We start from the raw sequence: 25043 nt of genomic DNA on the forward strand, positions 1-25043 counted from the left end.
TGCTCGGGGTACGAGCTGGAGTCTATCCCGTGAGCTGGGTCACAGCCGGGAGCGCGGCCGGGGGATCAGCCGCCTTTCTGCACGGCCTTGCACAGCTGCACCAGTCGGCTGATCGCGCGGTGCGGGGCGCCGGTGGGCCGGACCGCCTCCTCCCGGGCGGCGAGGGTGAACCGCACGAGCGCCCACGCCCGCAGGCGCTCGGCGTCGGCGCCGGCCGCCAGGGACAGGGCCTCGATCCGGTCCTCGAGCGCCGCGGCCAGGGCCCCGCCGTGGCCGGCGTCCTCGGTGCGGGGCCACAGGGCGGGGACCAGGGCGAACTCCACGGTGCCGAGCACCGGGTCCGCCCCGGTGGCCAGCCACGGGGCGCGCCGGGCGGCGCGCACGGCCCCCGGGTGCAGGTCCTGGTGCACGAGGGCGGCGTCCAGCTCCTCGCGCAGCAGCCGGTCCAGGCTCGCGACCGCCTGCCGCCGGAAGCGCCGCGGGAACCGGGCGTCCAGCTCGGCGGCCCCGGCCAGGTCCTCCCGCCATCCCCGGGCCGCCGCCGACAGGGCCGGGAACGGGGGCCGGGGCGGGCGGGCCAGGGTGCGGGTCAGCTCGCCCAGCACCCGGCAGGCCTCCAGGTCCGGCAGGGACCGCAGGTCCCGCTCGCCGGTGCGCTCGAGCAGCAGCGCCCGGTCCGCGGGCTCCGCCCGGAGCAGCCGCACGGCGCCGCGCCCTCCCCACAGGCGCAGCGCCAGGTGCTCGTGCTCGGCCCGGGCGCCCGGCGGGCCGAGCCGCAGCAGCGCCGGCTCCCCCGCGCGGGTGCGCACCGGCAGGGCCAGGGCGCCGTCGTCGTCGTGGGAGCGCCCGTCCGGGACCAGCTGCCACGCGGCCAGGTAGCGCTCCGCGAGCCCGGCCCGGAGCCGGCCCGCGCGCTCGTCGGTCATGGGTCCGCCCTCCTCGCAGGTCACCGGACCATCTTCGCCCACGAGGCCCCCGCTGGCCCCGCCCGTGTTCGCTAGACTGCGAGCGCCCATCCCCCCGCCGGAACGGAGTCCACCCGCCCGTGAACGAGCTGCTGTTCGCCTTCGGCCTGACCCTGTTCGCGGGGCTGGCCACCGGGGTGGGGGCCTTCCTGGCCCTGGTCACCAGGCGCACCGACGCCAAGTTCCTCGCGGTCAGCCTCGGCTTCTCCGCCGGGGTGATGATCTACGTGTCCCTGGTCGAGATCTTCGTCAAGGCCCAGGTGGCCCTCGTGGCCGAGCTCGGGGAGCGCGCCGGGGCGTGGGCCACGGCGGGCGGGTTCTTCGGGGGGATCGCGCTGATCGCCGTGATCGACCGGCTCGTGCCCAGCCGGGTCAACCCGCACGAGTACCCGCACGACGACGACGGCCGGCAGCGCCGGCTCATGCGCATGGGCACCATGACGGCGGCGGCGATCGCGATCCACAACTTCCCGGAGGGCTTCGCGACCTTCGTGGCGGCCATGCAGCAGCCCTCCGTGGCGATCCCGGTGGTCGTGGCCATCGCCCTGCACAACATCCCGGAGGGCATCTCGGTGGCCGTGCCCATCCACTCCGCCACGGGCGACCGCCGCAAGGCGTTCCGCTACTCGTTCCTGTCCGGGCTGGCCGAGCCCCTGGGCGGGGTGCTCGGCTACCTGGTCCTGCTTCCGTTCATGAGCGACACCGTCTTCGGCGTGGTGTTCGCGGGCGTGGCGGGGATCATGGTCTTCATCTCCCTCGACAAGCTGCTGCCCACGGCCCAGGAGTACGGCGAGCACCACCTGTCGGTCTACGGGCTCGTGGCCGGGATGGCGGTCATGGCCGTGAGCCTGCTCCTGTTCGTCTGAGCCCGCCCGGCACGGCCGGGTCCGGGGCCGGCCGGTTCCGGGCCGGGTCGGGGGCCGACGGGGTCAGGGGCCGGGCGGCCGAGCGCGGTCGGCGCCGCGCGGGGGCCCGGGGGCCGGTGGCACCCCGGCGGCGCGGCCCGCCTCGGCGAAGGCCGCGGCCAGTCCCGCCCGGGAGGCGTGGGCGTTGAGCCCGCTGGGACTGGGCAGCACCCACAGCTGCGCCCCGGCCAGCTCCCGCTCCTGGCGCCCGAGCGCGGCCCGGGGGTCCGCGAACGCGTGCCGGTAGGCGGTGACCCCGGCGACCGCGACGACGGCGGGGCGCCGCTCGGCGACGAGCCCGGCCAGCCGCTCCCGCCCGGCCACGAACTCGGCGGGGTCCAGCTCGTCCGCCCGGGCGGTGGCCCGGCGCACGAGGTTGGTGATGCCGAGGCCGCGGCCCACGACGTGCTCGCGGTCGGCGTCGCTCATCCCGGCGGAGCAGTCCACGAGGTGGCCGGTGAGGCCGGCGTCGTGCAGCGCCGGCCAGAACCGGTTGCCCGGGCGGGCGAAGTGCGCCTGGGTGGCCGCGGCCCACAGGCTGGGGTTGATGCCGCAGATCAGCAGCCGCAGCCCGGGGCCGAGCAGGTCCGGCAGGGTCGTGTCCCGGGCGGCCTCCAGGTCCGCCCGGCTCGGCCGGGTTCCGCCCGGTGTCCGTGCTGGTGCCATCCCGCCATGCTAGGCCGTCCCGCTACCGTGGGGACCATGCCGCCACCGGACGAGATCACCGTGCCCACCGAGACCGGCCCCGGACGCCTCCTGGTCTCCCGGGCCTCCTCCCCCGCCGGCTCCCCCTGGGCGGTGCTGTGGCTCGGGCACGGCGCGGGCGGCGGCGCCGGCTCCCGCGACCTCGCCGCGCTCGCCGCCGGGCTGCCCCGGCACGGCGTGACCGTGGTCCGGCACGAGCAGCCCTGGGTGGTGGCGGGCAAGCGGATCGCGCCCCGCCCGGCCGCCCTGGACGCCGCGTGGCTGGCCGCCGCCCCGGCGGTCGCCGAGCTCGCCGGCGCGGTGCCCCTCGCCGTCGGCGGCCGCAGCGCCGGAGCCCGCGTCGCGTGCCGCACGGCCGGGACCGTGGGGGCCGCGGCCGTCGTCTGCCTGGCCTTTCCGCTCCACCCGCCGGGGCGGCCGGAGCGGTCCCGGCTCGAGGAGCTGCTGGCGCCGCGCGTGCCGGTGCTCGTGGCGCAGGGGACCCGGGACCCCTTCGGCTCCACGGCCGAGCTGCGGGCCGCCGCGCCCGGGGCGCCGGGGGTCGAGGTGGTCCCGGTCGAGGGCGCCGACCACGGCCTCAGGACGGGCCGGTCGGCGGCGCTGGGACAGGAGGAGACGCTCGAACAGGTCACCGCCGAGACGCTCCGCTTCCTGCGCACGGCCGCCGCGGCCGGCTGAGCCGGCCCGGGGCTTCAGCGGCGCCCCGCGGCGGGCTACGGTGGGCACACGACCACCCACCCGAGCGTCCGCACCGGCCGTCCGCACCAGCAGGGAGAGAACCGTCATGGCACGCACCCCCGAGTCCCCCGACGCACCCCGCCCCGGACCGCCCCCCGAGGAGCCGCGGCCGGCCGACGCGACGCCGCCGGCACCGGGGCCGGCCGCGGGAGAGCAGGCACCGGCCGAGCGGGCGCCGGGCCCGCCCCCGGTGCGCACCGACCCCACCCTCGACGAGCAGCAGAAGCGCGGCGTCTCGGGGGCCATGTGGACGGCCCTGCTGCTCGGGCTGCTGATCCTGGTCCTGCTGCTGGTCTTCATCCTGCAGAACAACGTCCCCACGGACTTCCGCTTCCTCGGCTGGGAGTTCGTCCTCCCCCTCGGCATCGCGATGCTCTTCGCGGCGGTGGCCGGCGCCCTCGTCATGGGCCTCGTCGGCTCCGTGCGCCTCTTCCGGCTGAACCACCGCGTGCGCAAGCTGGAGAAGGAGCGCGCGGACATCAAGCGCGCCCTGCGCTGAGCCCCCGGTCCGGCGGACCGGCGCCGGGCCGGACCGGGCGCGCCACGGTGCCCGCTGCGGCCCGGCGGCCGGAGGAGCGCGTAGTCTGACAGCACCCTGACGAAGGACGGACACCATGACCTGCCCCGCTCCCCCCGACGACGCGGACGCCCCCGGCGCCGACGCCGCCGCTCCCGCCGTGGTCGCCCCCGCGACCGTGGTCGACCTCGCGGCCGGCGCCGCCCACATCACCCCCGTGGTGGTCGACGGCGAGGCCCGCTACGCCGTGGACCTGCCCGACCAGCCCCTGGACGAGGACGACGTGACGAGCCTGGCCGTGGCCCTGCAGGTCGCCCAGGCCGGGCCCGCCGTGCTGGTGGACGTCGAGGAGTACCTGGAGCTGGAGGAGAACGCCTCGGGCGCGGGCGACCCGCGGCCCTAGACACCGGAGGGCGTGCGGCGAGCCCGGGGACCGTGCGCCGGAACGGAGGACGACCGTGCGAGGACGACCACGGTGCGCGCGGCCCCGGGCCGAGCGGCTCAGCCCCCTGGACGCGAGCTTCCTGCGCGTCGAGGAGCGCGGGGCGCCCATGCCGATGGCCGCGCTGGCGGTCCTCGACGGCGCCGGCCTGCTCACCGCGGACGGACGGCTGCCCCCGGCAACCGTCCAGGAGCTCGTGGGGGCCCGGATCTGCCACGTCCCGCGCCTGCACCAGGTCCTCGTCCGGCCGCGGCACCGGCTGCGCCGCCCGCGCTGGGCCGACGCACCGGAGTTCGACATCGGCCGCCACGTCCGGGTGCGCCCGCTGCCGCAGCCCGCGGATGAGGAGACCCTGCTCGCCGTCTGCCGCGAGCTCAACGAGCGCCCCCCTGGCGACGGACCGGCCGCTGTGGGAGATGTGGTTCCTGCCCGGGCTGCCCGGGGGGGCGCCTCGGCCTGCTGCTGCGCATGCACCACGTGGTCGCCGACGGGATCGCGGCCCTGGCGCTGCTCGCCCCGCTCTTCGACGCCGCTCCCCCGCCGGCTTCCTCGCCGGCTCCCCCGCTCACGTCCGCGCTGACTGGCGCCGGGACCCCGGCGGCGCCGGCGGGCAGGGCTCCCCGGTCCGGCCGGTGGTGGACGGCGCCCGCGGGGCTGGTGCAGCAGCTGCGCGCCGTCGCCCGCGAGGGACGGGCGCCCGCGCTGTCGATCAACCGGCCGGTGGGGCGCCGGCGGGCCCTGGCCCTGGTGCGCGCGGACCTGGCGGCCGCCAAGGAGGCCGCCCACCGCCACGGGGGCACCGTCAACGACGTCCTGCTCGCCGCCGCCGGCGGCGGCGTCCGCGCCGTGCTGGCGGCACGCGGCGAGCTGACGCCGGACCTGGTGCTGAAGGTCTCCGTGCCCGTCTCGGTCCGCCGGCCCGGGCAGACGGGCGGCAACCGCACCGGCGTGCGGATCGTGCCGGTCCCCCTGGGCGAGGCCGACCCCGCCGCGCGGCTCGCCCGGGTCGCGGCCGGGACCGCGGCGCAGCGCCGCCGCCCGCCCTACGTGCCCGGCGGCCGCCTGCTGCAGCGGTGGACCGCCCGCACCATGCACCGCCAGCGGCTGGTCAACCTGTGGCTGAGCAACTTGCACGGCCCCGCGGAGCCGCTGCGCCTCGGCGGCGCCCGGGTGCTCGAGCTGTTCCAGCTGGGCGCCGTGCAGGGCAACGTCGCCCTCGCCGTGGGCGCCCTCTCCTACGCGGGGCGGCTGAACCTCGGCCTCGTCGCCGACGCCGACGTCGTCCCCGACCTCGACCTCTTCGCCGCCGGGGTGGCCGACACGCTCGACCGCCTCGGAGCGGCCCCCCGCGAGGCCTGAGCCGCCCGGCGCGGCGGCCCCCTTCCGGTGTCGTGCCGCACGGGCACGCATCGCTCAACGCGCCGTCACAGTCGGCCGTCCCGCCGGCCGGGCCGCGTAGCGTGCCCAGCATGGACCAGCAGATGCACCGGGCCGCGTTCGCCACCCGGGACCCCGCCGAGGGCGTCGCCGTGCTCGACCGGGTCTTCGCCGTGCGGGAGGTGCGCCGCAGTCCCGACGAGCCGTTCCGGATGGAGCTCTCCTCGGCCGGCACGGGACCGCTGCGGCACGAGCGGCTGCGCCTGGGCGGCTCCTCCGCCGCCGGCAGCACGGACGGCAGCGGCGTGCTGCGGGTCGGCCACGTGCTGGGCGGGCAGCTGACGGCGACCGGCCGCGGCGACCGTTTCGCCCGCCGGGGACCGTTCCTGTTCCCGCGCCGCCCGTTCTCCAGCCGGTGGGCGGAGCTCGACCTCATGACGGTCTCCCTGCAGCCGGCGGCGGTGCAGGCCCACGCCCGGCGGCTGCTGGGCGACGAGGACTTCCGGCTGGAGTTCACCGGGGACCGGCCGGTGGACCCGACCATGGCCCGGTACTGGACCGCCACCGTGCGGCACCTGGGGCGGGACGTCCTGCCGCACGAGGAGCTCATGCGGGCGCCGCTCGTGCGCGCCGAGACCGTGCGGTGCCTGGTCACGGCGCTGCTGCAGACCTTCCCGGGCTCCTTCCTGGAGCGTTCCCGGGAGCGCACCGGCGGCCCCGCGGCCCCACCGTCCGCCGTGCGGCGGGCGCTGGCCTACATCGAGGCGCACCTGGACGAGGACATCGGCCTGGCCGAGATCGCGGCCGCGGCCCGGATGAGCCCCCGCGGCCTGCAGGTGGCGTTCCGGCGGGAGCTGGGCACCACGCCGACGCACCGGCTGCGGGACGCCCGCCTGGACGCGGCGCACCGCGCGCTGCTCGACGCCGATCCCGGCACCACCGTGGAGACGGTGATGGTCCGGTGGGGTTTCGTGCACCGGGGGCGCTTCGCTGCCGCCTACCGCGAGCGCCACGGGTGCAACCCGGCGGCGACGCTGCGCGCCTGAACGGGCACGGGTGGTCCGGAAAGCGCACCGGCGGGAGCGGATGCTGGCGGGGCGCCCCGCCGGGCCCCGACCATGGAAGGGCGGCCGGGGCCGGCCGCAGCACCATCGCGCAGGGTCGTGACCACGGGTTCGGGGGCGGAGCCGGGGCACGGGGACGAGCCAGGGGGAGGCAACGATGGACGACGTCGCGCAGGCGGGAGCACGCCCGGACGCCACAGGACCGGACACCACGGGACCGGGGACCCGGTGGATCGCGGAGGCCACGGTCCGCACGGCCGGCCGGGTCGACGCCGGCACGGTCGAGGCGCTCGGCCGGGCCGGAGCGGTGGCCCGGTGCGCGGCCCGCAGCAGCGGGGCGCAGGGGCTGTCGGTGCGGATGGACGTCCTGGCGGAGAACTGCGCCGGGGCCTACGGTTCGGCGCTGGCCCTGCTGGCCACCGTCATCCTGCCGCTGCTCGACGGCGCCGACCTGACCGATCTGCGGATCGTGCCGGGCGGCGAGCACCCCGGGGACCGGCACGGCGGGGCGGAGCCGGCCGCCGCCTGAGCCTCAGCCGCCCCGGGAGACCCGGAGCCCGAGCCAGGCCGCGAGGTCCTCGAGCTGCTCCTGCACGGCCTCGGCCGTGGACGGGGGAAAGGGGACGTCCTCGTGCACCGCGGAGACGGTGAACGTGCCGCTCCTGCGGTCGGCCGCGGCGTCGACCTTCCCGATCAGCCGGTCCCCGTGCAGAACGGGCAGCGCGAAGTACCCCCACCGCCGTGCGGCCCGTGGCTTGTACATCTCCAGGGTGTACTCGAAGCCGAACAGGTCCCGGATCCGGGCCCGGTCGTGCACCAGCCGGTCGAACGGCGACAGCAGCACCGTGCGACCCGCGAACGGCCGCCCCAGCGCCTCCGGATCCACCCGCCACGTGCCCGGGACGCCCTCCACGGCCGCCTCGACCCCGACCTCCCCGACGGCCAACGGCTCCGCGGGCGTGCCGGGCGCGCCGGCCCGCACGATGCCCAGCGAGCGCAGCCGCCGGGCGGTGCGCCGCCGGTGGGCCTCCTCCGGGGACAGCACCGGGGTGCCGGCCGGGTAGACGCGCTCCGCGAGGTCCCACAGCCGCTGCCGGCCCCGGCGGCCGGCCACGGCCACCTCGCCGCGCAGCATGAGGAACTCCAGCATCTGGGTGACGTTGCGGCTGTCGGTCCAGCCGGTGGACCGCCACGGCACCGCGCTGGTGTCCGGGATCTCCCGGGAGAGCAGCGGTCCCGCCGCGCCCAGCCGCTCCAGCACGTCGCGGCGGAACCGGTCGTTGGCGCGCAGCCACTCCCGCGGCGCCTCGCGCGCGGGCCAGGCCGCCATGGCCGGCAGGTGCAGGGCCAGGTCCTCCATCGGGCGGACCATGGCGTTGTGCTCGAAGAGCGTGCGGTCCCGCTCCAGGGCCAGCTGCAGCTGCGCCGGCCGGTAGGCGCGGCCCAGCCGGCTCCACAGGATGAGGTCGGCGCTGGGCGCCACGGCCGCGATCGGGTCGATCTGCAGGAGCGTGAGCCCGCGGACCACGGCGAGCAGGTCGGCCGGCCGCGGTGCGTCCAGCAGCTGCGCGCGCACGGCGAGGCGCCGGGCCTCGGCGGGATCCAGGCGGAGGACGGTCATGCCCCGAGGATAGCCATGCCCGCGGACGCCCGGGCCGGGCCGGGACAGGACGAAGGCCCCGGACCGATGCGGTCCGGGGCCTTCCGTGGTTGCGGGGGCAAGATTTGAACTTGCGACCTCTGGGTTATGAGCCCAGCGAGCTACCGAACTGCTCCACCCCGCGGCGACTCGTCGAGTGTACGCGCTTCCGGGCGGACATGCACATCGGGGGCGGGCAGCCGTTGCCTTCAGCGGTGTCCCGTGGACTCCGACAGCGGCCATCACGTCGCGGGTGCGAGAGAATCGTCGGGTGGACGATCTGCACGTACCCCCGGGCCCCGGCGCGCCCCGCGGCCTCAGGGTGCCGGCGGGAGAGCTGGTCGAGCAGTTCTCCCACGCCTCCGGGCCCGGTGGCCAGGGCGTCAACACGACCGACTCCCGCGTCCAGCTCTCCCTGGACCTGGCCACGACGACCGCCCTGAGCGACGCCCAGCGCGCCCTCGTGCTCGACCGGCTCTCCGGACGGCTGTCGGGCACCGTGCTGACCATCAGCGCCGCGGAGCACCGTTCGCAGCGGCGCAACCGCACCGCCGCGCGAGAGCGCCTGGCCGCGATCCTCCGCGAGGCCCTGGTCCCGGCTCTCGTGCGGCGCCCGACCCGTCCGACGAACGGCTCACGGCGGCGCCGGCTCGAGGGGAAGCGCCGGCGCTCCGAGACCAAGCAGCAGCGCCGACGCCCCGGGCCGGAATGAGCCGGGCGCCGACGCGGACGGATCGTCAGACGTTGAAGCGGAACTCCACCACGTCGCCGTCGCGCATGACGTAGTCCTTGCCCTCGATCCGCACCTTGCCGGCGGCCTTGGCGTCGGCCATGGACCCGGCGGCGTCGAGGTCCTCGAAGGAGACGATCTCGGCCTTGATGAACCCGCGCTCGAAGTCGGTGTGGATGACGCCGGCCGCCTGCGGGGCGGTGGCGCCCACGGGGATCGTCCAGGCGCGGGACTCCTTGGGCCCGGCGGTGAGGTAGGTCTGCAGCCCGAGGGTGGAGAAGCCGGTGCGGGCGAGCTTGTCGAGGCCGGCCTCGTCCTGCCCGGACATCTCCAGCATCTCCTTGGCCTCCTCCTCGTCGAGCTCCACGAGCTCGGCCTCGAGCTTCGCGTCGAGGAACACGGCGTCGGCCGGCGCCACGAGGTCGCGCAGCTGCTGCTGCTTCGCCTCGTCGCCGAGCACCCCGTCGTCGGCGTTGAAGACGTAGATGAACGGCTTGGCGGTGAGCAGGCTCAGGTCGCGCAGCTGGTCGAGCTCCAGCTTCTCCCGCTCGGCCGCCCCGAAGATGGTGTCCCCGCGCTCGAGGATCGTCTGCGCCTGCTGCATCGCGGCGAGCTTGGCCGGGTCGGCCTTCTTGATCTTGACCTGCTTCTCCAGGCGCGGGATCGCGTTCTCGAGGGTCTGCAGGTCGGCGAGGATCAGCTCGGTGTTGATGGTCTCCATGTCGGAGGCGGGGTCGACCTCGCCGTCGACGTGGATGACGTCCGGGTCGTCGAAGGCGCGGACCACCTGGGCGATGGCGTGGGCCTCGCGGATGTTGGCGAGGAACTGGTTGCCCAGCCCCTCCCCCTCGGACGCGCCCTTGACGATGCCGGCGATGTCCACGAAGGACACGGTCGCGGGCAGGATCCGCTCGGACCCGTGGATCTCCGCGAGCCGGTCCAGGCGGGGGTCCGGCAGGTTGACCACGCCGATGTTCGGCTCGATCGTGGCGAACGGGTAGTTCGCCGCCAGGACGGTGTTGCGGGTCAGCGCGTTGAACAGGGTGGACTTGCCGACGTTGGGCAGTCCGACGATTCCGATAGTAAGAGCCACGGGAGACCATCCTACCGGGCGCCCCGCGCGGTGCGCGCGGGGGCGGCCCGGCAGGAATCGCCCGGCGCCCGGTCCGTGCCAGGGCACGGGGCATGCGCCAGAGTAGGAGCATGCACACCACCACCGGACCCGCGGCGACCGACGACGGCGCCATGCCCGCGATCGAGGTCGTCGGCGCCCGCAAGCACTTCGGGCACGGGAGCCGCCGGGTGCAGGCCGTCGACGGCGTGGACCTGCGCATCGGCCGCGGCGAGGTCGTCGCGCTGCTGGGGCCCAACGGGGCCGGGAAGACCACGCTGCTGGACATGGTCCTCGGCTTCACCGACCCCGACGACGGCGCCGTGCGCACCCTGGGCGCCGCACCCCGCCGCAGCGTCCGGGCCGGGCGGATCGGCGCCGTCCTGCAGACGGGCGGGCTGCTGGACGACCTCTCCGTGCGCGAGACCGTCGCGATGGTCGCCACCCTGCACCGGCGGCACCTGTCCGTGGACGAGGCGCTGGCCCGGGCCGGCGCCGCGGACTTCGCGGGCCGGAAGGTCTCCAAGTGCTCCGGGGGGCAGCAGCAGCGCCTGCGCTTCGCCCTGGCCCTGCTGCCGGAGCCGGAGCTGCTGCTGCTCGACGAGCCGACGGCTGGGATGGACGTCAACGCCCGCCGGGAGTTCTGGACCGCGATGCACCGGGAGGCCGACCGCGGCCGCACGGTCGTCTTCGCCACCCACTACCTCGACGAGGCCGAGGAGTTCGCCGCTCGGACGGTGGTCATGAAGGGCGGGCGGATCGTCGCCGACGCCCCCACCGCGGAGGTCCAGTCCCTCGCCGGCACCCGGGTGGTCAGCTTCCGCTGGTCCGGGACCGGGCCCGTCGACGTGCCCGGCGCCACGCCGCTGCCCGCCGTGGGCGCGCGCCGGCGCCTCACCGGTCCCGACACGGACGCGATCGCCCGCCACCTGCTGGCGGACCCCGCGGCGACCGACCTCGAGATCAGCCACGCGGGCCTCGAGGAGGCCTTCCTGGGCCTCGTCGCCGACTGACCGCACGCCCCGCACCCCGGCCCCGCCCGTTCCCCGGAAGGTCCCCGCCATGAGCCTCGCCTACGCCGCCCACGACCTGCGCCGCACCGTGCGGATGGTTCCCACCTCGTTCTTCGCCGTGGTCCTGCCCCCGGTGCTGTACCTCATGTTCACGGCGCTGCAGGACTTCGCGGACCTGCCCGTGGGGCACGGCAACGCCGGCGGGTACAACATGATCTCCATGGCGGTGTACGGGGCGGTCACCGCCACGACCTCGATCGCCGGCTCGGCCGCCGTCGAGCAGGCCCGCGGCTGGGGGCGCCAGATCGGGCTGACGCCCGCGCCGCGGCACGGCTACGTGCTGGCCAAGGTGGCGGTGGCCCTGTCCGTGGCCGTGCTGCCGGTGCTCGCCGTGTACGCCGTGGGCGCCCTGACCGGCGCCGAGCTGGGCGGCTGGCGCTGGCCCGCCACGGGGGCGATCGTGGTGGCCGGCTCCTCCGTGTTCGCCCTGTACGGCCTGGCCGCCGGGCTGCTGTTCCGCTCCGAGTCCGCGGTCAGCGCCGCGTCGGGGCTGCTGGTGGTGCTCAGCTTCTTCGGCAACCTCTTCGTCCCGCTCACCGGGGTCATGCTCGACATCGCGCGGTTCACCCCGCTGTACGGCCTGGCCGGGCTGGCCCGGTACCCGCTGGTGGAGGGGGACGTCGTCGCCACGAGCGGGCCGCCCGTCGAGTCGGACCCCCTGTGGGCGCTGGCGCTCAACACCGGGGTCTGGGCGGTGGTCTTCGCGGTGGTCGTGCTGCTGGCCGTGCGCCGGACCACGATCCGCCGCTGACCGCCGGGCGCGCGGTGGCCGGCGGCGGCCCTGCCGTGCGGTGTCCGGGTGGCGTGCCACACTGCTGGGCATGACCGTCAGCCTCGCCGTCGCCCTCGTCCTCCTCGCCCTGCTCGTGGGCGCCCTCCTCGGCGCCGCGGCCGCCCGGGCCCGCACCGGCCGGGACGTCCCGGCCGCGGAGGAGGAACGGGCTGGGCTGCAGGCCGAGCTCGCCGCCGTGCAGGACCGGCTCGTGGACCTGGCCTCCGAGCGGGCCGCGGCCGTCGAGGCCCGCGCCCAGCTCGAGGACCGGCTGCGCGACGCCGACGCCCGCTCCGTGCAGGACAACAACGTGCTGCGGGCCCTGGCGCCGGTGGCCCACCAGCTGCGCTCGGTCGAGGAGCACGTGGCCGCGCTGGAGCGGGACCGCGCCGAGCAGTACGGCGGGATCACCCAGGCGCTGGCGCACACCCGGGAGGTCGGGGACCACCTGCGCACCGCCACCACCTCGCTGTCCTCGGCGCTGCGCTCGGGCTCCGCGCGCGGCACCTGGGGCGAGGTGCAGCTGCGCCGCGTGGTCGAGGCCGCGGGCATGACCGCCCACGTCGACTTCCGCGAGCAGGTCGCCTCCACCGGCACCACCGCCGACGGCGAGCGCAGCGCGATCCGCCCCGACATGGTGGTGCACCTGCCCGGCGGGCGGGACATCGTGCTGGACGCCAAGGCGCCCATGACCGCCTACCTGCGCGCCCAGGACGCCGGGGACGACGACGCCCGCCGCGCCCAGCTGAGCGCCCACGCCAAGGCCGTGCGCGGGCACGTGGACGCGCTGGCCTCGAAGAAGTACTGGGAGGCCCGGGACGCCTCCCCGGAGCTGGTGCTGTGCTTCCTGCCCGCCGAGTCGGCGCTGTCGGCGGCCCTGGACACGGACCCGACCCTGCTCGACCACGCGGCGGGCCGCAACGTGGCCCTCGTCTCCCCGGTCTCGCTGCTGGCCTCGCTCAAGGCCGTGGCGTTCACGTGGCGCCAGCACGGGCTCGCGGAGAACGCCAAGGAGCTCTTCGACCTCTCCCGCCAGCTCTACGAGCGGCTGGGCACGGTGGGCAAGCACCTGGACGACATGGGGAGGTCGCTGCAGAAGTCGGTCGAGACGTACAACCGGCTGGCCGGCTCCGTGGAGACCCGGGTCTTCCCCACCGCCCGGCGGATCAACGACCTCGACCCCACCCTCGCACCGGACGACCGGCTCAGCACCCGGCCCCTCGTGGTGGCGCCGCGCCCGCTCACCGCCCCGGAGTTCACCGAGGCGCAGTCCACCGTGGCGCAGTTCAACGAGGCACAGTCCACCGAGGCACAGTCCACCGTGGCGCAGTCCACCGCGACCGGAGGCAACGGGCCGGAGCCCGGCGCGGCGCCGCTCGCGGCCGCGGAGGCGACCGGGACGCGGTTCGAGGGGGCGGCACGGGAGCTGGGAAGCGGGCCGTCCGCCGAGTCCCCGGATCACCCCGCCCCGGGGCGGGCGGGCGCCGGCGCGGAGCGGGCGGCCGGCTGAGCCCCGGCGCCGGGGCTCAGCGCGCGGGGACCAGGACGCGGGTCAGCGCGTGGGGCGGGCCCCGCGGCCGCCGAGGCGGTGGGAGGTGTCCCCGGCCGCGGTGAGCCGGGCACGCAGCTCCTTGGGCAGGGAGAACAGGACGTCCTCCTCGGCGGTGACGACCTGCTCCACCTCGCCGTAGCCGTAGTCGGCCAGCAGCCGCAGCACGTCCTGCACGAGCACCTCGGGCACCGAGGCGCCGCTGGTCACCCCGACCGTGGCGACGCCCTCGAACCAGGCCTCGTCCACCTGGTGGGCGAAGTCCACGCGCTCGGCCCGGCGGGCGCCGTACTCCAGGGCGACCTCCTTGAGCCGCACGGAGTTCGAGGAGTTCGCGGAGCCCACGACGATCACGAGGTCGGCGTCCGGGGCGATCTTCTTGATCGCGGTCTGCCGGTTGGAGGTCGCGTAGCAGATGTCGTCGCTCGGCGGGTCCTGCAGGGACGGGAAGCGCTCGCGCAGCCGCTGCACGGTCTCCAGGGTCTCGTCGACGCTGAGGGTGGTCTGGGACAGCCACACGACCTTCTCGGGGTCGCGGACCACGACCCGGTCGACCTCGTCGGGGCTGTTCACCACCTGGATGTGCTCGGGGGCCTCCCCGGAGGTGCCCTCGACCTCCTCGTGGCCGTCGTGGCCGATGAGCAGGATGTCGTAGTCGCTCTTGGCGAAGCGCACGGCCTCGCGGTGCACCTTGGTGACCAGCGGGCAGGTGGCGTCGATGGTGCGAAGCTGCCGGTCCTCGGCCGAGCGGACGACCGCCGGGGAGACCCCGTGCGCCGAGAAGATCAGCAGCGAGCCCTCGGGGACCTCGTCGGTCTCGTCGACGAACACGGCCCCCTGCTCCTCGAGGGTGCCCACCACGAACTTGTTGTGCACGATCTCCTTGCGCACGTACACCGGGGCGCCGTAGTGCTCGAGCGCCTTCTCCACGGCGATCACCGCGCGGTCCACCCCGGCGCAGTAGCCGCGGGGGGACGCGAGCAGGACCTTCTTGGGCCCGTCGACGGGGGCGGCGGCGGCCACGTCCGCGGGCGAGCGCCGCTGACGGGGGACGGTGGGCATGGAGAGCGCAACGGTGGTCGGCATGGCCTCCATGCTACGCGGTGGGCCGGACGCCGCGCCGTGATCCGCCCGACACCGCGATCGCTCCCACGAGGCCCACGACGCCCGTGATCCCGGCGGCCCAGGCCGCCGTGGCCATCTGCTCGCCGAGGGAGCCGGTGAGCAGGGTCAGCACCCGGTCGGCGGCGAGCCGGACCACCGGGTCCGAGCCCAGCACGCCGGAGGCCCGCTGCACGGCCTCCTCCACGACCAGCCACACCACGCCGAGACCGGCCAGCGAGCCGAGCCCCAGCACGGCCAGGGTGGCGAGGCGGTGGCGGGTCACCAGCAGCGCGAGCACCGCCAGGACCGCGGCAGCCCAGGTCAGCGGCACGGCCAGGTCCGTGAGCCGGGTCCCCGCGGCGATCAGGCGCCCGGTGTTCGACCCCGGCACGGTGATCGTGCTCTCCCGCTCCGCCAGGCCGACGTCCACGCCCACGGCCCGCTGCACGGCCGCGTCCACCTCCCGCAGGACCGGGCCGATGTCGAGCACGAGGTGCTTCGGCGGGGCGTCCGCCGAGCCGTCGGCGGGGACGTTGGCCTCGTGGGTGCGGGCGAGCGCCTCCGTCCACGCGCGCTGGTAGGCGGGGTCTGAGGTGAGTCCCGCCGCGACGTCGGCGGCGCGGCGGACGGCGTTCTCGAGCATCCGGTCGAGGAAGCCGACGCCGGTGGCCCGCTCCCCCACGATGCGCTCGGCCGCCCGGTCCACCGCGGTGCGGGCCAGCTCCTCCTGGAACGGCTCGTCCTCCGCCAGGGTGCCCACCACCTGGGTGAAGCCGTCCTTCGAGACGAGAGTGTCCTGGGCCCAGTGCAGCGGCACGAGCACCGCCACGAGCGCGGCGGCGGTCAGGCCCAGGAGCGTGCCGAGGCCGGTGCGCAGGACGGTGGCGGAGCGTCGTCGGGGACGGTGTCCGGAGGTGGGGGGCGCGGAGGTCGTCACGGCACCACTGTACGGGCGGGGGTCGCGCGCGGCTGTCCTCGCCGGGTGGTAAGCATGGGACATGACCTATCTCGAGCCGCAGGAGGACGTGCCCCCGGGCGGTGGACGCGAGCTGCCCGCGCGGGCGGACCGGACCACCCCGGAGAACCCCTGGCCGCTGCGGATGCTCTCGGAGAACCTGCACGCCTACATCGCCCGCTGCGCCCCCACGTGGGTCGAGGGCCAGATCATCGAGCTCAACAAGCGCGCACGCGTCACCTACGTGACCCTGCGCGACGTCGAGGCGGAGATCTCCGTGCCCGTGACCCTCTTCGCCAACGAGACCGCGCACCTGGACCGCCCGCTCGAGAAGGGCATGCGGGTGGTCGCCCAGCTCAAGCCCGACTTCTGGGCCAAGACCGGCCGGCTGTCCATGCTCGGCCGCGGGATCCGGCCGGTCGGGCTCGGGGACCTCCTCGAGCGGCTCGAGCGGCTGCGCCGGGCCCTGGCCGAGGAGGGCCTGTTCGACGCCGGGCGCAAGAAGCCGCTGCCCCTGCTGCCCCGCCGGGTCGGTCTGGTCACGGGGCGCAACTCGGACGCCGAGAAGGACGTGATCCGCAACGCCTCGCTGCGCTGGCCGGCCGTGCACTTCGAGGTGCGCGAGGTCGCCGTGCAGGGCTCCGGCGCGGTGCGCGCGGTGACCCAGGCGCTGCGCGAGCTCGACGGGATGGCCGAGGTGGACGTCATCGTGATCGCCCGCGGCGGCGGCTCCTTCGAGGACCTGCTGGCCTTCAGCGACGAGGCCCTGATCCGGGCCGTGGCGGCCGCGCGGACGCCGGTGGTCAGCGCCATCGGGCACGAGAACGACCAGCCGCTGCTGGACTGGGTGGCCGACCTGCGGGCCTCGACGCCCACGGACGCCGGCAAGCGGATCGTCCCGGACGTCGTGGAGGAGCGCGCCGGGGTGGCGCGGGCCCGGGCGTCCCTGGACCGTGCCGTGCGCACCTTCCTGGACCGGGAGGCCGCGGGTCTGGCCGGGATGCGCTCCCGCCCGGCCCTCGCCCAGCCGGAGGACATGATCCTGCTGCGGGAGGAGGACGTCGACCGGTGGCGCACCCGGGCGCTGTCGGCCGTGGACTCCCGGGCGCTGCGGGAGTGGGACGCCGTGCGGCACCTGCGCGCCCGCGTGCGCGCCCTGTCCCCGCAGGAGACGCTGCAGCGCGGCTACTCCGTGGTCCTGGACGCCTCCGGCGCGGTGGTCACCGACGCCGGGGCCGTGCGCGCCGGGGACCTGCTGGGGGTGCGCCTGGCCGCCGGGGAGCTGGGCGTGCGGACCGAGACGGTCTCCGCCCGCCGCCCGGGCGAGCACCCCGGCGGCGCCTGAGCCCGGGCGCATCCCCGGGCCCCGGGACGCGGCATGAGCCGGGAGCGTGCGGCTCCCGGCTCCTGCCGTGCGGGGCGCCCGGCGCCGGCGGCTCCCCTCGGGCGGGAGCGCCGGGTCAGTCGACGCGGACGGTCATCATGCCCTGGGAGTTGCTCTGCACGACCTCGATCCGGGTCCCGGTGCCCGCCACCAGCACGCTGCCCTGCGGGTTGGCCGGGTCGTAGTAGGCCCCCGGGTCGGTGTCGTCGAAGACCGGCACCCCGGCCCGCGCGGGCACCTCCAGGGTGGTCACGGCCCCGTTCACCTCGCGGTGCAGGCTGATCGGGTCCGTCGGCTCCTTCCCGAAGGTGGCGTCGAACCCCTGGATGCGGTTGCGCACCAGCGCCCCGTCCGACCAGGTGAGGGCCTGCGGGTGGGCGTCGACCGGCAGGGCCAGCCCGGAGCCGGGGTGCTGGCGCGTGTTGTTGTTGCGCTGGGCCGTGTTCCAGTACGTGATGCTCAGCCCGTCCTGGTACGGGAAGTGCTCGACGGTGTCCGGCGCGGACTGCGGCCAGCCGAAGTTGTAGGGCCCGGTCCGCAGCGTCGCGTCGTAGCCGAGGTACTGCCGGTTCTCCGCGATGTAGTACCGGCCGTTGCCCTCGGCGTCCTCCGGCAGGGCCACGATCAGCGCCTGCGGGGCCTTGGTGGCGTGGAAGGACGGGCCGATGCGGTGCGTCGAGCGCTCACCGGCGGTGGCCACCTCGTAGTCCAGCCAGCCCAGCTGCAGCTTCTCCCAGGCGCCCATGTGGTTGGGGGTGGTCCCGATGGTGCCGTCCCCGTGACCCAGCCAGGACCCCGAGCTCATCAGCGTGGTGAACCCGGTGCCGTTCTCCCCGCCGCTGGTGTCGTAGAGGTCGGGCAGGCCGAGGTCGTGGGCGTACTCGTGGGCGAAGACGCCCAGCCCGCCGTTCTCCGGCTCGGTGGTGTAGTCGCGGATCCACAGCTCGGAGTCCCCGATCCGGACGCCCCCGAAGGGGTTGGCCTCGGGCCCGGTGGTCCCCCGGCCGGCCTGGCCGGCCGCCCAGCGGTGCGACCAGATGGCGGAGGAGTCCGCGCCGGCCTCCTCGCCCTCGCCGGCGTGGATGGCCTGGAAGTGGTCGATGTAGCCGTCGGCCTCGGCGAAGTCGCCGTCGCCGTCGTGGTCGTAGCGGTCCCACCGGTCGAAGCCGGACAGGTAGGCGTCGATCTCCTCGGCGGTCTTCCCCGCCTCGAGCTGCGCCGCGTACCAGGCGTCGGCGGTGTCCTGGATGAAGCGGGTCATGTCCGCCTGGCTCTCGGTCTCGCCGTAGCTGGCGGAGCTGTAGGGCACCGTGACCCAGTCGCTGACGTCGCCGTCGACCGTGTAGCGGCCGCTGGACATCTCCCCGTAGAGGGTCTTGAGGGACTCGCCCTCGTCGGCGAAGAACATGTCCAGGTAGTGCTCCCGGTCGAAGTCCTCCGTCCAATAGGTGGAGTTGTCGACGGCGCGGTCCGGCGCGGCGATGTCGTTGTGCACCGGCCCCGCGGGGGCGTCGGGGAAGCGCGGGTCGGCCTGGTCGCCGAACTCCACGAGGAAGGACAGGATCTGGTCGCTCCCCTGCAGGCCGTACTGGGCCCACTGGCCCGGTGCCACCTGCACCGACCGGGAGCCGCCGCGGTCCTGGACGGGGGCCTTCTCGGCGACGACCAGCTCCACGGCCTGCTGGTTGCGCTCCCGGCGGGCCTCGGCGGCGCGGTCGGGGCGGTCGTCGGCCGCGGCGGCCAGTCCGTCCGCGCCCGGCGCACCGCCCGCGAGGTGCGCGGAGGGGGTGCCCTCGGCGGGGGCTGCCGTCGCGGGGACGGGGGCGAGGACGACGGCGCCGGTGACGGCGAGTGCCGCGGCGCAGCGTGCGCCGCGGCGGGTGATGTCGAGTGTCAAGGGGGGGCCTCGATTCATGTGCCACTGCAAATGGGAACGCTCCCGACGATAGGCCCGGACTGTCCGGTGAGATGTGCGACACACCCGGGCGCCGGGCGGGACCGGGCGCTCCGGGAGGGCGCGGGCACGGCCGGAGGTGGAAGAATGGGCGCAGCCGCGGACCGGACGAGGTCCGCCGTCCGCACCGCACGCACCCCACCCGCCGCAGAGAGGCCCCACCATGGCGAGCACCGACCGTCCCGCAGCAGCGCCCGATCTGTCCGACATCGCGGACATGGGCTACGAGCAGGCCCGGGAGGAGCTCGTGCAGGTCGTCTCCCGGCTCGAGGCCGGAGGGACCTCGCTCGAGGAGTCCCTGGCCCTGTGGGAGCGCGGGGAGGCCCTGGCCACCCGCTGCGAGCAGTGGCTGGACGGCGCCCGCGAGCGCCTCGACGCCGCCCGGGCCCGCCGCGCGGACGCCGAGGGCGACGACGACGCCCACGGCTGACCGGTCCCGGCACGCCGGCCGGGCAGGGCCGGCCGACCCGGGGCAGCGCCCCGGCGCGACGGCGGGCCGCTCAGAGCTCGGCGAGCCGCCGGCGCATCTCCTCGACGTCGTACTGGGGCTCCGGCCAGTCCAGGCGCAGACCCGCCAGGGCGGAGATCAGCAGGTCCTGGACCACGGCCCGGGCGTACCACTTCCGGTCGGTGGGCACCACGTACCACGGTGCGTGGTCGGCGTCGGTGGCGTCGATCGCCCGCTCGTAGGCCGCCATGTAGGTCTCCCACCGGCTGCGGGCCGTGAGGTCCGAGGGGTCGAACTTCCACTGCTTCGTCCGGTCGCCCAGGCGGGCCATGAGGTTGCGGCGCTGCTCGTCCCGGCCCAGGTGCAGGAAGACCTTGACGATGACGGTGCCGTCGTCGGCCAGTTCCTGCTCGAAGTTCCGGATCTCGGTGTAGCGCCGTTCCAGCTGCCGGTCCTCGAGCACGTCGTGGACCACGGGCACGAGCACGTCCTCGTAGTGGGAGCGGTCGAAGGCGCCGATCACGCCCGGGCGCGGCAGCTGCCGGCGGATGCGCTCGAGGAAGTGCTGGGACGCCTCCTCGGCCGTGGGCCGGCCGAAGCCGTGGGTGTGCACGCCGTGCGGGCTCAGCCGGCCGAGCACGTGCTGGATGACCCCGCCCTTGCCGGAGGTGTCCATGCCCTGGAGCACCAGCAGCACCCGGTGCCGGGCACCGGCGGTGGCCTCCGCGTAGATCAGCCGCTGCAGCTCGGCGAGCTCCCCCTCGCGGGCGGCCCGCAGGGCCGTGCCCAGCTTCTTGGTCCCGGAGAACCCGGGCGTGGACCCGGTGTCCACCTCGGCCAGGGCGAGTCCGGGCCGGGCGCGCAGCAGCGGCCGCACGTCCTGCTCGAAACCGGTGCCGGTCCTGCGGTCGGCGACGCTCATGCTGGTCCTCCTGGGGTGCGGGGCGGACCGCCGTTCACTGGCGGTAGTTGCTGAGGAACTCCTCGATCCGGTCCAGGGCGGTGGCCAGCATCTCCACGGAGGGCAGGGTCACCAGCCGGAAGTGGTCGGGCTCGGGCCAGTTGAAGGCCCGGCCGTGGCTGACCAGGATCTTCTGCTCCTTGAGCAGGTCGAGGGCGAACTTCTCGTCGTCGACGATGTGGAACTTCTCCACGTCCAGCTTCGGGAACAGGTACAGGGCCCCGTCGGCCTGCCGGCAGGACACGCCGTCGATCTCGTTGAGCCGCCGGTGGGCGAGGTCGCGCTGGGCCTTCAGCCGGCCGCCGGGCAGGATCAGGTCGTTGATCGACTGGTAGCCGCCCAGGGCGGTCTGGATCGCGTGCTGGGCCGGGACGTTGGCGCACATCCGCATGTTGGCCAGCAGCTTGATCCCCTCGATGAAGCTCTCGGCCTTCCAGTTGGGGCCGGTGATCGCCAGCCACCCGGAGCGGTACCCGGCCACCCGGTAGGCCTTGGACAGCCCGGAGAACGTCAGGCAGAGGACGTCCTCCCCGGTGAGGCTCGCGGTGTTGATCATCTCCGCGTCCCCGTAGGTGATCTTCTCGTAGATCTCGTCGGCGAACAGGATCAGCTCGTGCTCGGCGGCGAGGTCCACGATCGACTGGAGCACCTCGCGCGAGTAGACCGCGCCGGTGGGGTTGTTGGGGTTGATCACCACGATGCCGCGGGTGTTCGGGGTGATCTTCGCCGCGAGGTCCTTGAGGTCGGGGTTCCAGTCGTTGTCCTCGTCGCAGCGGTAGTGCACCGGGGTGCCGCCGGACAGGGCCACGGAGGCGGTCCACAGCGGGTAGTCCGGGGACGGGATGAGGATCTCGTCGCCGGGGTTGCACAGCGCCTGCAGGGTCATGGTGATCAGCTCGGAGACGCCGTTGCCCAGGTACACGTCGTCGGTGTCCAGGTTCAGGATCCCGCGGGTCTGGTAGTACTGCACCACGGCGGTGCGCGCCGAGTAGATGCCACGGGAGTCCGAGTAGCCCTGCGCGTTGGGCAGGTTCTTGATCATGTCCACGAGGATCGCGTCGGGTGCCTCGAAGCCGAACGGTGCGGGGTTGCCGATGTTGAGCTTGAGGATCCGGTGGCCCTCCGCCTCCATGTGCTCCGCCTGCTCCAGCACGGGTCCGCGGATGTCGTAGAGGACGTTCTTGAGCTTGTCGGACTGCTTCACCACTGACATGCGGTCCACCTTACCCCCGGGCGGGGCGGCGCCCGGGGCGCCGCTCAGGTGTCGTCGCCGCCCTCGAGCCAGTACCGCGCGGCCTCCTCGGGGGTGTACGGATCACGGGCCGTGGTCATCCGCGTCATCAGCACGAGGTCGTCGGTGTCGATCTGCGCGGAGACCGCGTCGACGACGTCCACGGCGGCGTCGGGCAGCTCCTCGGTGCCGACCGGGACCACGCGCTGGGGGACGAAGTTGTTGAGCGGATCGGCGAGGACCACGAGGGCGTTGTCCTCGATCGCGGGCGAGGCCGTGAACAGGGCCGCGGCCTGGACCCGGTCGCCGAGGAGGGCGTCCACCAGCTCCTCCTGGTCGCCGAACGGCACGAAGCGTGCGGGGACGCACTCGTAGGCGTCCTCCAGGCCCTCCGGGCCGTAGGAGCGGCCCGCGAAGTCGAGGTCGGTGCCGAGGGCGAGCTCCTCGCACACGGGCCCGAGGTCCTCCAGGTCGTCGAGCTCGTGCTCCACTGCGGTCGCCCGGGTGACCACGACCGCCACCGTGTTCTCCGCCGGCGCCGGCTCGAGGGCTCGCAGGCCCTCCGGCAGGACGTCGCGCACGCCGGAGAGCACGTCGTCGTCGTCCGCCCGCTCCTCGCCCAGGCCCAGCAGCTCGGAGAGGTCCTCGGCGAGGCCCCCGTCCTCGGGGGTGGGCGTGGGGCGGGGTGCGGCGGAGCCCGTGGGCGCCGGTGTCGCGGAGCCGACCGGGGCCCGTCCGCGCAGGTGCAGGTAGAGGTTGCCGGAGTAGTCGGCGACGAGGTCGGCGTCGCCGCGCTCCAGGGCCGCGAGGTAGTCCGCGCGCTCGGTCCCCGTCCCGACCACGGTGGCGTCGAAGCCGGCCTCCCGCAGCCGCCCGGCGTAGACGTGGGCGAGCACGGCCGTCTGCCCGGTGGGGCCGGCCGCGATCCGGACGGGGCCCGCCGGGTCGGCCGAGCCCGTGACCGGGGAGGTCGGCGCCGGGACCCCGGAGGTGCCGGCGCACCCGGTGAGCACGGTGAGGGCGAGCAGGCCGGCGGTCGTGCGGCGGCGCCTCACCGGTCCCGCCCCGCGGGCCGCGCGGCGGCCGGGGCGACGCCGGCCAGGTCCAGGCCCACCGTCACCAGGCTCACCAGCGGCAGCTCCGGGACCTCGTGCAGCGGGAACCAGCGCGCCTCGTCCGAGGAGCCGTCCACCTCGGCGGTGAGCGTCCCGCCCGTGATGTGCGCCCGGTAGATGACGCGCAGCGCATGGAAGGGGCGCCCGCGCCCGTCCAGTCGCTCCTCGGGCCCCATGTGCCGGCTGTGCACACCGAGCAGCTCGTCGAGCTCCACGGTGTATCCCGTCTCCTCGGCGACCTCCCGCAGGGCGGTCTGCGCGGGCTGCTCCCCGATCTCCATGCCCCCGCCGGGCAGGCTCCACGCCCCCCGCAGGGTGGGGTGGCGGGGGTTCCAGTGGCTCAGCAGCACCGCCCCGTCCTCGACGACGACGGCGTAGGCACCCACCCGGGTGTCCATGGGGAAGCTCATGGGCCCATTCTAGGAAGACCGCCCGGGAACCGACGACCGGCGGCGCGGCGGGCCCGGGGATAATGGGCCGCGTGAGCATCGTCGACAACGCCGTCTACCGGGACGGTCAGCGCATCGCCTCGCCCGCGACGCTCGAGGAGACCTACCGGCTGCTCGCCCGGCTCCGGGCCGAGGACCCGCGGTGCACGGAGCCAGGGGGGCACTGCGTGCTGGCGTGGATCGGGCTGCACAGCCCCTCGGAGGAGGAGCTCGACTCCCTCGCCCGGCACTTCGGGCTGCACGAGCTGGCCATGGAGGACGTGCGGCAGGCCGAGCAGCGGCCCAAGCTGGACCGCTACGGCCGGACCCTGTTCACGGTGCTGCGCCCGGCCGTCTACCAGGACGCCACCGAGACCGTCGACTTCGGGGAGATCCACATCTTCACGGGCCCGGACTTCGTGATCACCGTCCGCCGGTCCGAGCACGGCCGGGTGGGACGGGTCCGCGCCCGGGTGGAGGCCGAGCCGCGGCTGCTCGCCACCGGACCCGAGGCGGTGCTCTACGCGGTGCTCGACCAGACCGTGGACGACTACTACCCCGTCGTCCAGGGGCTGGAGAACGACATCGACGAGATCTCCGACGCCCTGTTCTCCGGCTCCGGCGACGGCCTGGTCTCCCAGCGGATCTACCAGCTCACCCGCGAGGTCAGCGCCTTCCACCGGGCGGTCGCCCCGCTGGAGATGGAGCTGCGGCGGTTCCTCGAGGAGCTCGACGACGCGGCCCTCGAGCTGCGGCACAGCCTGCGCGACGTCCTGGACCACCTGATCTTCGTCAACAACAAGGTCGAGGCCTTCCAGTCCTCTCTCACCAACGCGCTGATGCTGGACTCCACCCAGCTCGCCGCGCGGCAGAACGAGGCCGCGATCGAGCAGAACGAGCAGATGAAGCGGATCTCGTCCTGGGCGGCGATCCTGTTCGCGCCCTCGATCATCGGCTCCGTGTACGGGATGAACTTCCGGTTCATGCCCGAGCTGTCCTGGGTGTGGGGCTACCCCATGGCCCTGGGCCTGATGCTGGTGACCGGTGTGGTGCTCTACGTGGTGTTCAGGCTCAAGCGCTGGCTGTGAGCGCCGGGCTCAGGGCTCCCCGCGCTCGCGCCGGGCGGCGTCGGACAGTCCCCGGCGGTTGCGCAGCACCCGCTTGACCACCCACCAGGCCACGAGCACGGCGACCGTCACGAGCACGATCCGCGAGAAGACCCCGGCGTACTGCTCGGCGAGGTGCCAGTTCTCCCCCAGGTAGAACCCGGCGAGCACGAACACGGTGTTCCAGATCAGCGACCCCGCGGTGCTCAGCAGCACGAAGGCCAGGAAGGACATCCGTTCGACCCCGGCCGGGATGGAGATCAGCGACCGGAAGATCGGGATCATCCGCCCGAAGAACACCGCCGCCCGGCCGTGGCGCTCGAACCACGCCTCGGTGCGGTCCAGGTCGTGCAGGTCCACCAGCGGCATCCGGTCGACGATCACCCGCAGCCGCCGCCGGCCCAGGGCCGCGCCGATCCAGTACAGGGCGGTCGCCCCGAGCACCGCGCCCAGGGTGGTCCAGAAGATCGCCCCGGCCAGCGAGAAGTTGCCCTGGCTGGCGGTGAACCCGGCCAGCGGGAGGATCACCTCGGAGGGCAGCGGCGGGAAGAGGTTCTCCAGCGCCACCAGCAGACCGGCGCCCGGGGCGCCGATGGTCTCCATCACCTGCACCGCCCACTCCGCGACACCTCCCAGTCCCGCGGCCGCGCCGCCCGCGGCAGCCAGGTCCGGGGCGGCGTGGAGCGCGGGAGCGGTGGGTGCGAGCGCGGCGGGCAGGACGGAGCTGGCGGCAGTCATGGGTCCTCGGGGCTGGGCGGGGCGGGGCGCGG

26 protein-coding genes, 1 tRNA gene and 1 pseudogene are annotated in these 25043 nt (G+C 75.2%); 15 read left to right on the forward strand and 13 right to left on the reverse strand.

Annotation, left to right across the window (positions count from 1 at the left end):
- Window positions 1–65: 65 nt before the first annotated feature.
- On the reverse strand, window positions 66–926 hold the full coding sequence (locus AYX06_RS05185) for an aminoglycoside phosphotransferase family protein (RefSeq protein WP_062734881.1): 861 nt from the start codon (window positions 924–926) through the stop codon (window positions 66–68).
- 119 nt (window positions 927–1045) lie between these two features.
- On the opposite strand from AYX06_RS05185, the gene zupT reads away from it, so the two are divergent.
- Entirely contained in the window at window positions 1046–1831 is a 786-nt protein-coding gene (zupT, locus tag AYX06_RS05190) for a zinc transporter ZupT (protein WP_062734882.1), read from the forward strand.
- 63 nt (window positions 1832–1894) lie between these two features.
- Here zupT and AYX06_RS05195 read toward each other — a convergent pair whose 3' ends face one another.
- Window positions 1895–2536: a mismatch-specific DNA-glycosylase gene (locus tag AYX06_RS05195; protein WP_062734883.1), complete on the reverse strand. Its 642-nt coding sequence runs from the start codon at window positions 2534–2536 to the stop codon at window positions 1895–1897.
- Between the two features lie 36 nt (window positions 2537–2572).
- Between AYX06_RS05195 and AYX06_RS05200 the strand changes: the two genes are divergently transcribed.
- The 7 genes and pseudogenes from AYX06_RS05200 to AYX06_RS05225 all read left to right on the forward strand — a co-directional run bounded on the left by AYX06_RS05200 (window position 2573) and on the right by AYX06_RS05225 (window position 7242).
- The gene (locus AYX06_RS05200; RefSeq protein ID WP_062734884.1) at window positions 2573–3253 is read left to right on the forward strand and encodes an alpha/beta hydrolase family protein; all 681 of its coding nucleotides are present in this window, start codon (window positions 2573–2575) and stop codon (window positions 3251–3253) included.
- A gap of 106 nt (window positions 3254–3359) precedes the next feature.
- Window positions 3360–3812, forward strand: a complete 453-nt coding sequence (locus tag AYX06_RS05205) for a LapA family protein (RefSeq protein ID WP_062734885.1) — start codon at window positions 3360–3362, stop codon at window positions 3810–3812.
- A 115-nt stretch (window positions 3813–3927) separates the two neighbouring features.
- Complete coding sequence (locus AYX06_RS05210) at window positions 3928–4233, forward strand: hypothetical protein (RefSeq protein ID WP_062734886.1); 306 nt, start codon at window positions 3928–3930, stop codon at window positions 4231–4233.
- Window positions 4234–4288: 55 nt separating this feature from the next.
- Window positions 4289–4648: pseudogene (locus AYX06_RS20920) on the forward strand (wax ester/triacylglycerol synthase domain-containing protein); the annotation flags it as partial.
- On the forward strand, window positions 4636–5631 hold the full coding sequence (locus tag AYX06_RS20715; RefSeq protein ID WP_261775360.1) for a WSD1 family O-acyltransferase: 996 nt from the start codon (window positions 4636–4638) through the stop codon (window positions 5629–5631). The pseudogene AYX06_RS20920 and the gene AYX06_RS20715, both read left to right, overlap by 13 nt.
- A 110-nt stretch (window positions 5632–5741) precedes the next feature.
- Window positions 5742–6695, forward strand: coding sequence for an AraC family transcriptional regulator (locus AYX06_RS05220; protein ID WP_147017279.1), 954 nt, complete (start codon window positions 5742–5744; stop codon window positions 6693–6695).
- Window positions 6696–6870: 175 nt separating this feature from the next.
- Window positions 6871–7242 carry a hypothetical protein gene (locus AYX06_RS05225; protein ID WP_062734888.1) on the forward strand — a complete coding sequence of 124 codons (372 nt, stop codon included), beginning with the start codon at window positions 6871–6873 and terminating at the stop codon, window positions 7240–7242.
- 3 nt (window positions 7243–7245) lie between these two features.
- On the opposite strand, the gene AYX06_RS05230 is transcribed toward AYX06_RS05225, so the two are convergent.
- Both AYX06_RS05230 and AYX06_RS05235 read right to left on the reverse strand, forming a co-directional pair.
- On the reverse strand, window positions 7246–8334 hold the full coding sequence (locus AYX06_RS05230; protein ID WP_062734889.1) for a DNA glycosylase AlkZ-like family protein: 1089 nt from the start codon (window positions 8332–8334) through the stop codon (window positions 7246–7248).
- 86 nt (window positions 8335–8420) lie between these two features.
- A tRNA-Met gene (locus tag AYX06_RS05235) sits at window positions 8421–8497 on the reverse strand.
- 126 nt (window positions 8498–8623) lie between these two features.
- Here AYX06_RS05235 and arfB point away from each other — a divergent pair.
- A complete protein-coding gene (gene arfB, locus AYX06_RS05240; protein WP_062734890.1) occupies window positions 8624–9064 on the forward strand; it encodes an alternative ribosome rescue aminoacyl-tRNA hydrolase ArfB in 441 nt (146 codons plus the stop codon).
- A 25-nt stretch (window positions 9065–9089) separates the two neighbouring features.
- Here the strand turns inward: arfB and ychF are convergent, their stop codons facing one another.
- Entirely contained in the window at window positions 9090–10175 is a 1086-nt protein-coding gene (gene ychF, locus AYX06_RS05245) for a redox-regulated ATPase YchF (protein WP_062734891.1), read from the reverse strand.
- A 110-nt stretch (window positions 10176–10285) separates the two neighbouring features.
- Here ychF and AYX06_RS05250 point away from each other — a divergent pair, with 110 nt between their 5' ends.
- The 3 genes from AYX06_RS05250 (at window position 10286) to AYX06_RS05260 (ending at window position 13548) form a co-directional block, all read left to right on the forward strand.
- Entirely contained in the window at window positions 10286–11206 is a 921-nt protein-coding gene (locus AYX06_RS05250) for an ABC transporter ATP-binding protein (protein ID WP_232319396.1), read from the forward strand.
- Window positions 11207–11255: 49 nt separating this feature from the next.
- Window positions 11256–12017: an ABC transporter permease gene (locus tag AYX06_RS05255; RefSeq protein ID WP_062734892.1), complete on the forward strand. Its 762-nt coding sequence runs from the start codon at window positions 11256–11258 to the stop codon at window positions 12015–12017.
- A gap of 70 nt (window positions 12018–12087) precedes the next feature.
- Complete coding sequence (locus AYX06_RS05260) at window positions 12088–13548, forward strand: DNA recombination protein RmuC (RefSeq protein ID WP_232319397.1); 1461 nt, start codon at window positions 12088–12090, stop codon at window positions 13546–13548.
- A 42-nt stretch (window positions 13549–13590) separates the two neighbouring features.
- Here the strand turns inward: AYX06_RS05260 and AYX06_RS05265 are convergent, their stop codons facing one another.
- A complete protein-coding gene (locus AYX06_RS05265; RefSeq protein ID WP_062736896.1) occupies window positions 13591–14673 on the reverse strand; it encodes a 4-hydroxy-3-methylbut-2-enyl diphosphate reductase in 1083 nt (360 codons plus the stop codon).
- A 10-nt stretch (window positions 14674–14683) separates the two neighbouring features.
- Window positions 14684–15628, reverse strand: coding sequence for a hypothetical protein (locus tag AYX06_RS05270; protein WP_062734893.1), 945 nt, complete (start codon window positions 15626–15628; stop codon window positions 14684–14686).
- Window positions 15629–15689: 61 nt separating this feature from the next.
- On the opposite strand from AYX06_RS05270, the gene xseA reads away from it, so the two are divergent.
- Window positions 15690–16991 carry an exodeoxyribonuclease VII large subunit gene (xseA, locus tag AYX06_RS05275; protein ID WP_062734894.1) on the forward strand — a complete coding sequence of 434 codons (1302 nt, stop codon included), beginning with the start codon at window positions 15690–15692 and terminating at the stop codon, window positions 16989–16991.
- Window positions 16992–17106: 115 nt separating this feature from the next.
- Here xseA and AYX06_RS05280 read toward each other — a convergent pair whose 3' ends face one another.
- Window positions 17107–18927 (reverse strand): immune inhibitor A domain-containing protein, encoded by a 1821-nt coding sequence (locus AYX06_RS05280; RefSeq protein ID WP_062734895.1) that lies wholly within the window; start codon window positions 18925–18927, stop codon window positions 17107–17109.
- 220 nt (window positions 18928–19147) lie between these two features.
- Here AYX06_RS05280 and AYX06_RS05285 point away from each other — a divergent pair, with 220 nt between their 5' ends.
- Window positions 19148–19414, forward strand: coding sequence for an exodeoxyribonuclease VII small subunit (locus AYX06_RS05285; protein WP_062734896.1), 267 nt, complete (start codon window positions 19148–19150; stop codon window positions 19412–19414).
- Between the two features lie 70 nt (window positions 19415–19484).
- Here AYX06_RS05285 and AYX06_RS05290 read toward each other — a convergent pair whose 3' ends face one another.
- Genes AYX06_RS05290 through AYX06_RS20155 form a run of 4 tightly spaced genes read right to left on the reverse strand, consistent with a single transcriptional unit; the run spans window position 19485 to window position 23149 of the window.
- Window positions 19485–20354: a PPK2 family polyphosphate kinase gene (locus AYX06_RS05290; RefSeq protein WP_062734897.1), complete on the reverse strand. Its 870-nt coding sequence runs from the start codon at window positions 20352–20354 to the stop codon at window positions 19485–19487.
- Window positions 20355–20388: 34 nt separating this feature from the next.
- Window positions 20389–21606, reverse strand: a complete 1218-nt coding sequence (locus tag AYX06_RS05295) for a pyridoxal phosphate-dependent aminotransferase (RefSeq protein ID WP_062734898.1) — start codon at window positions 21604–21606, stop codon at window positions 20389–20391.
- A 44-nt stretch (window positions 21607–21650) separates the two neighbouring features.
- On the reverse strand, window positions 21651–22679 hold the full coding sequence (locus AYX06_RS05300) for a glycine betaine ABC transporter substrate-binding protein (RefSeq protein WP_062734899.1): 1029 nt from the start codon (window positions 22677–22679) through the stop codon (window positions 21651–21653).
- Window positions 22676–23149: an NUDIX hydrolase gene (locus AYX06_RS20155; protein WP_232319398.1), complete on the reverse strand. Its 474-nt coding sequence runs from the start codon at window positions 23147–23149 to the stop codon at window positions 22676–22678. The genes AYX06_RS05300 and AYX06_RS20155 overlap by 4 nt, the downstream gene beginning before the upstream one ends.
- A 71-nt stretch (window positions 23150–23220) precedes the next feature.
- Here AYX06_RS20155 and AYX06_RS05310 point away from each other — a divergent pair, with 71 nt between their 5' ends.
- Window positions 23221–24255 carry a magnesium and cobalt transport protein CorA gene (locus AYX06_RS05310; RefSeq protein WP_062736897.1) on the forward strand — a complete coding sequence of 345 codons (1035 nt, stop codon included), beginning with the start codon at window positions 23221–23223 and terminating at the stop codon, window positions 24253–24255.
- A 9-nt stretch (window positions 24256–24264) separates the two neighbouring features.
- Here AYX06_RS05310 and AYX06_RS05315 read toward each other — a convergent pair whose 3' ends face one another.
- Entirely contained in the window at window positions 24265–25011 is a 747-nt protein-coding gene (locus AYX06_RS05315; protein WP_062734901.1) for a DedA family protein, read from the reverse strand.
- Window positions 25012–25043 lie beyond the last annotated feature (32 nt).

Source organism: Kocuria turfanensis, from assembly GCF_001580365.1.
In the GTDB taxonomy this organism is placed as follows: Bacteria; Actinomycetota; Actinomycetes; order Actinomycetales; family Micrococcaceae; genus Kocuria; species Kocuria turfanensis.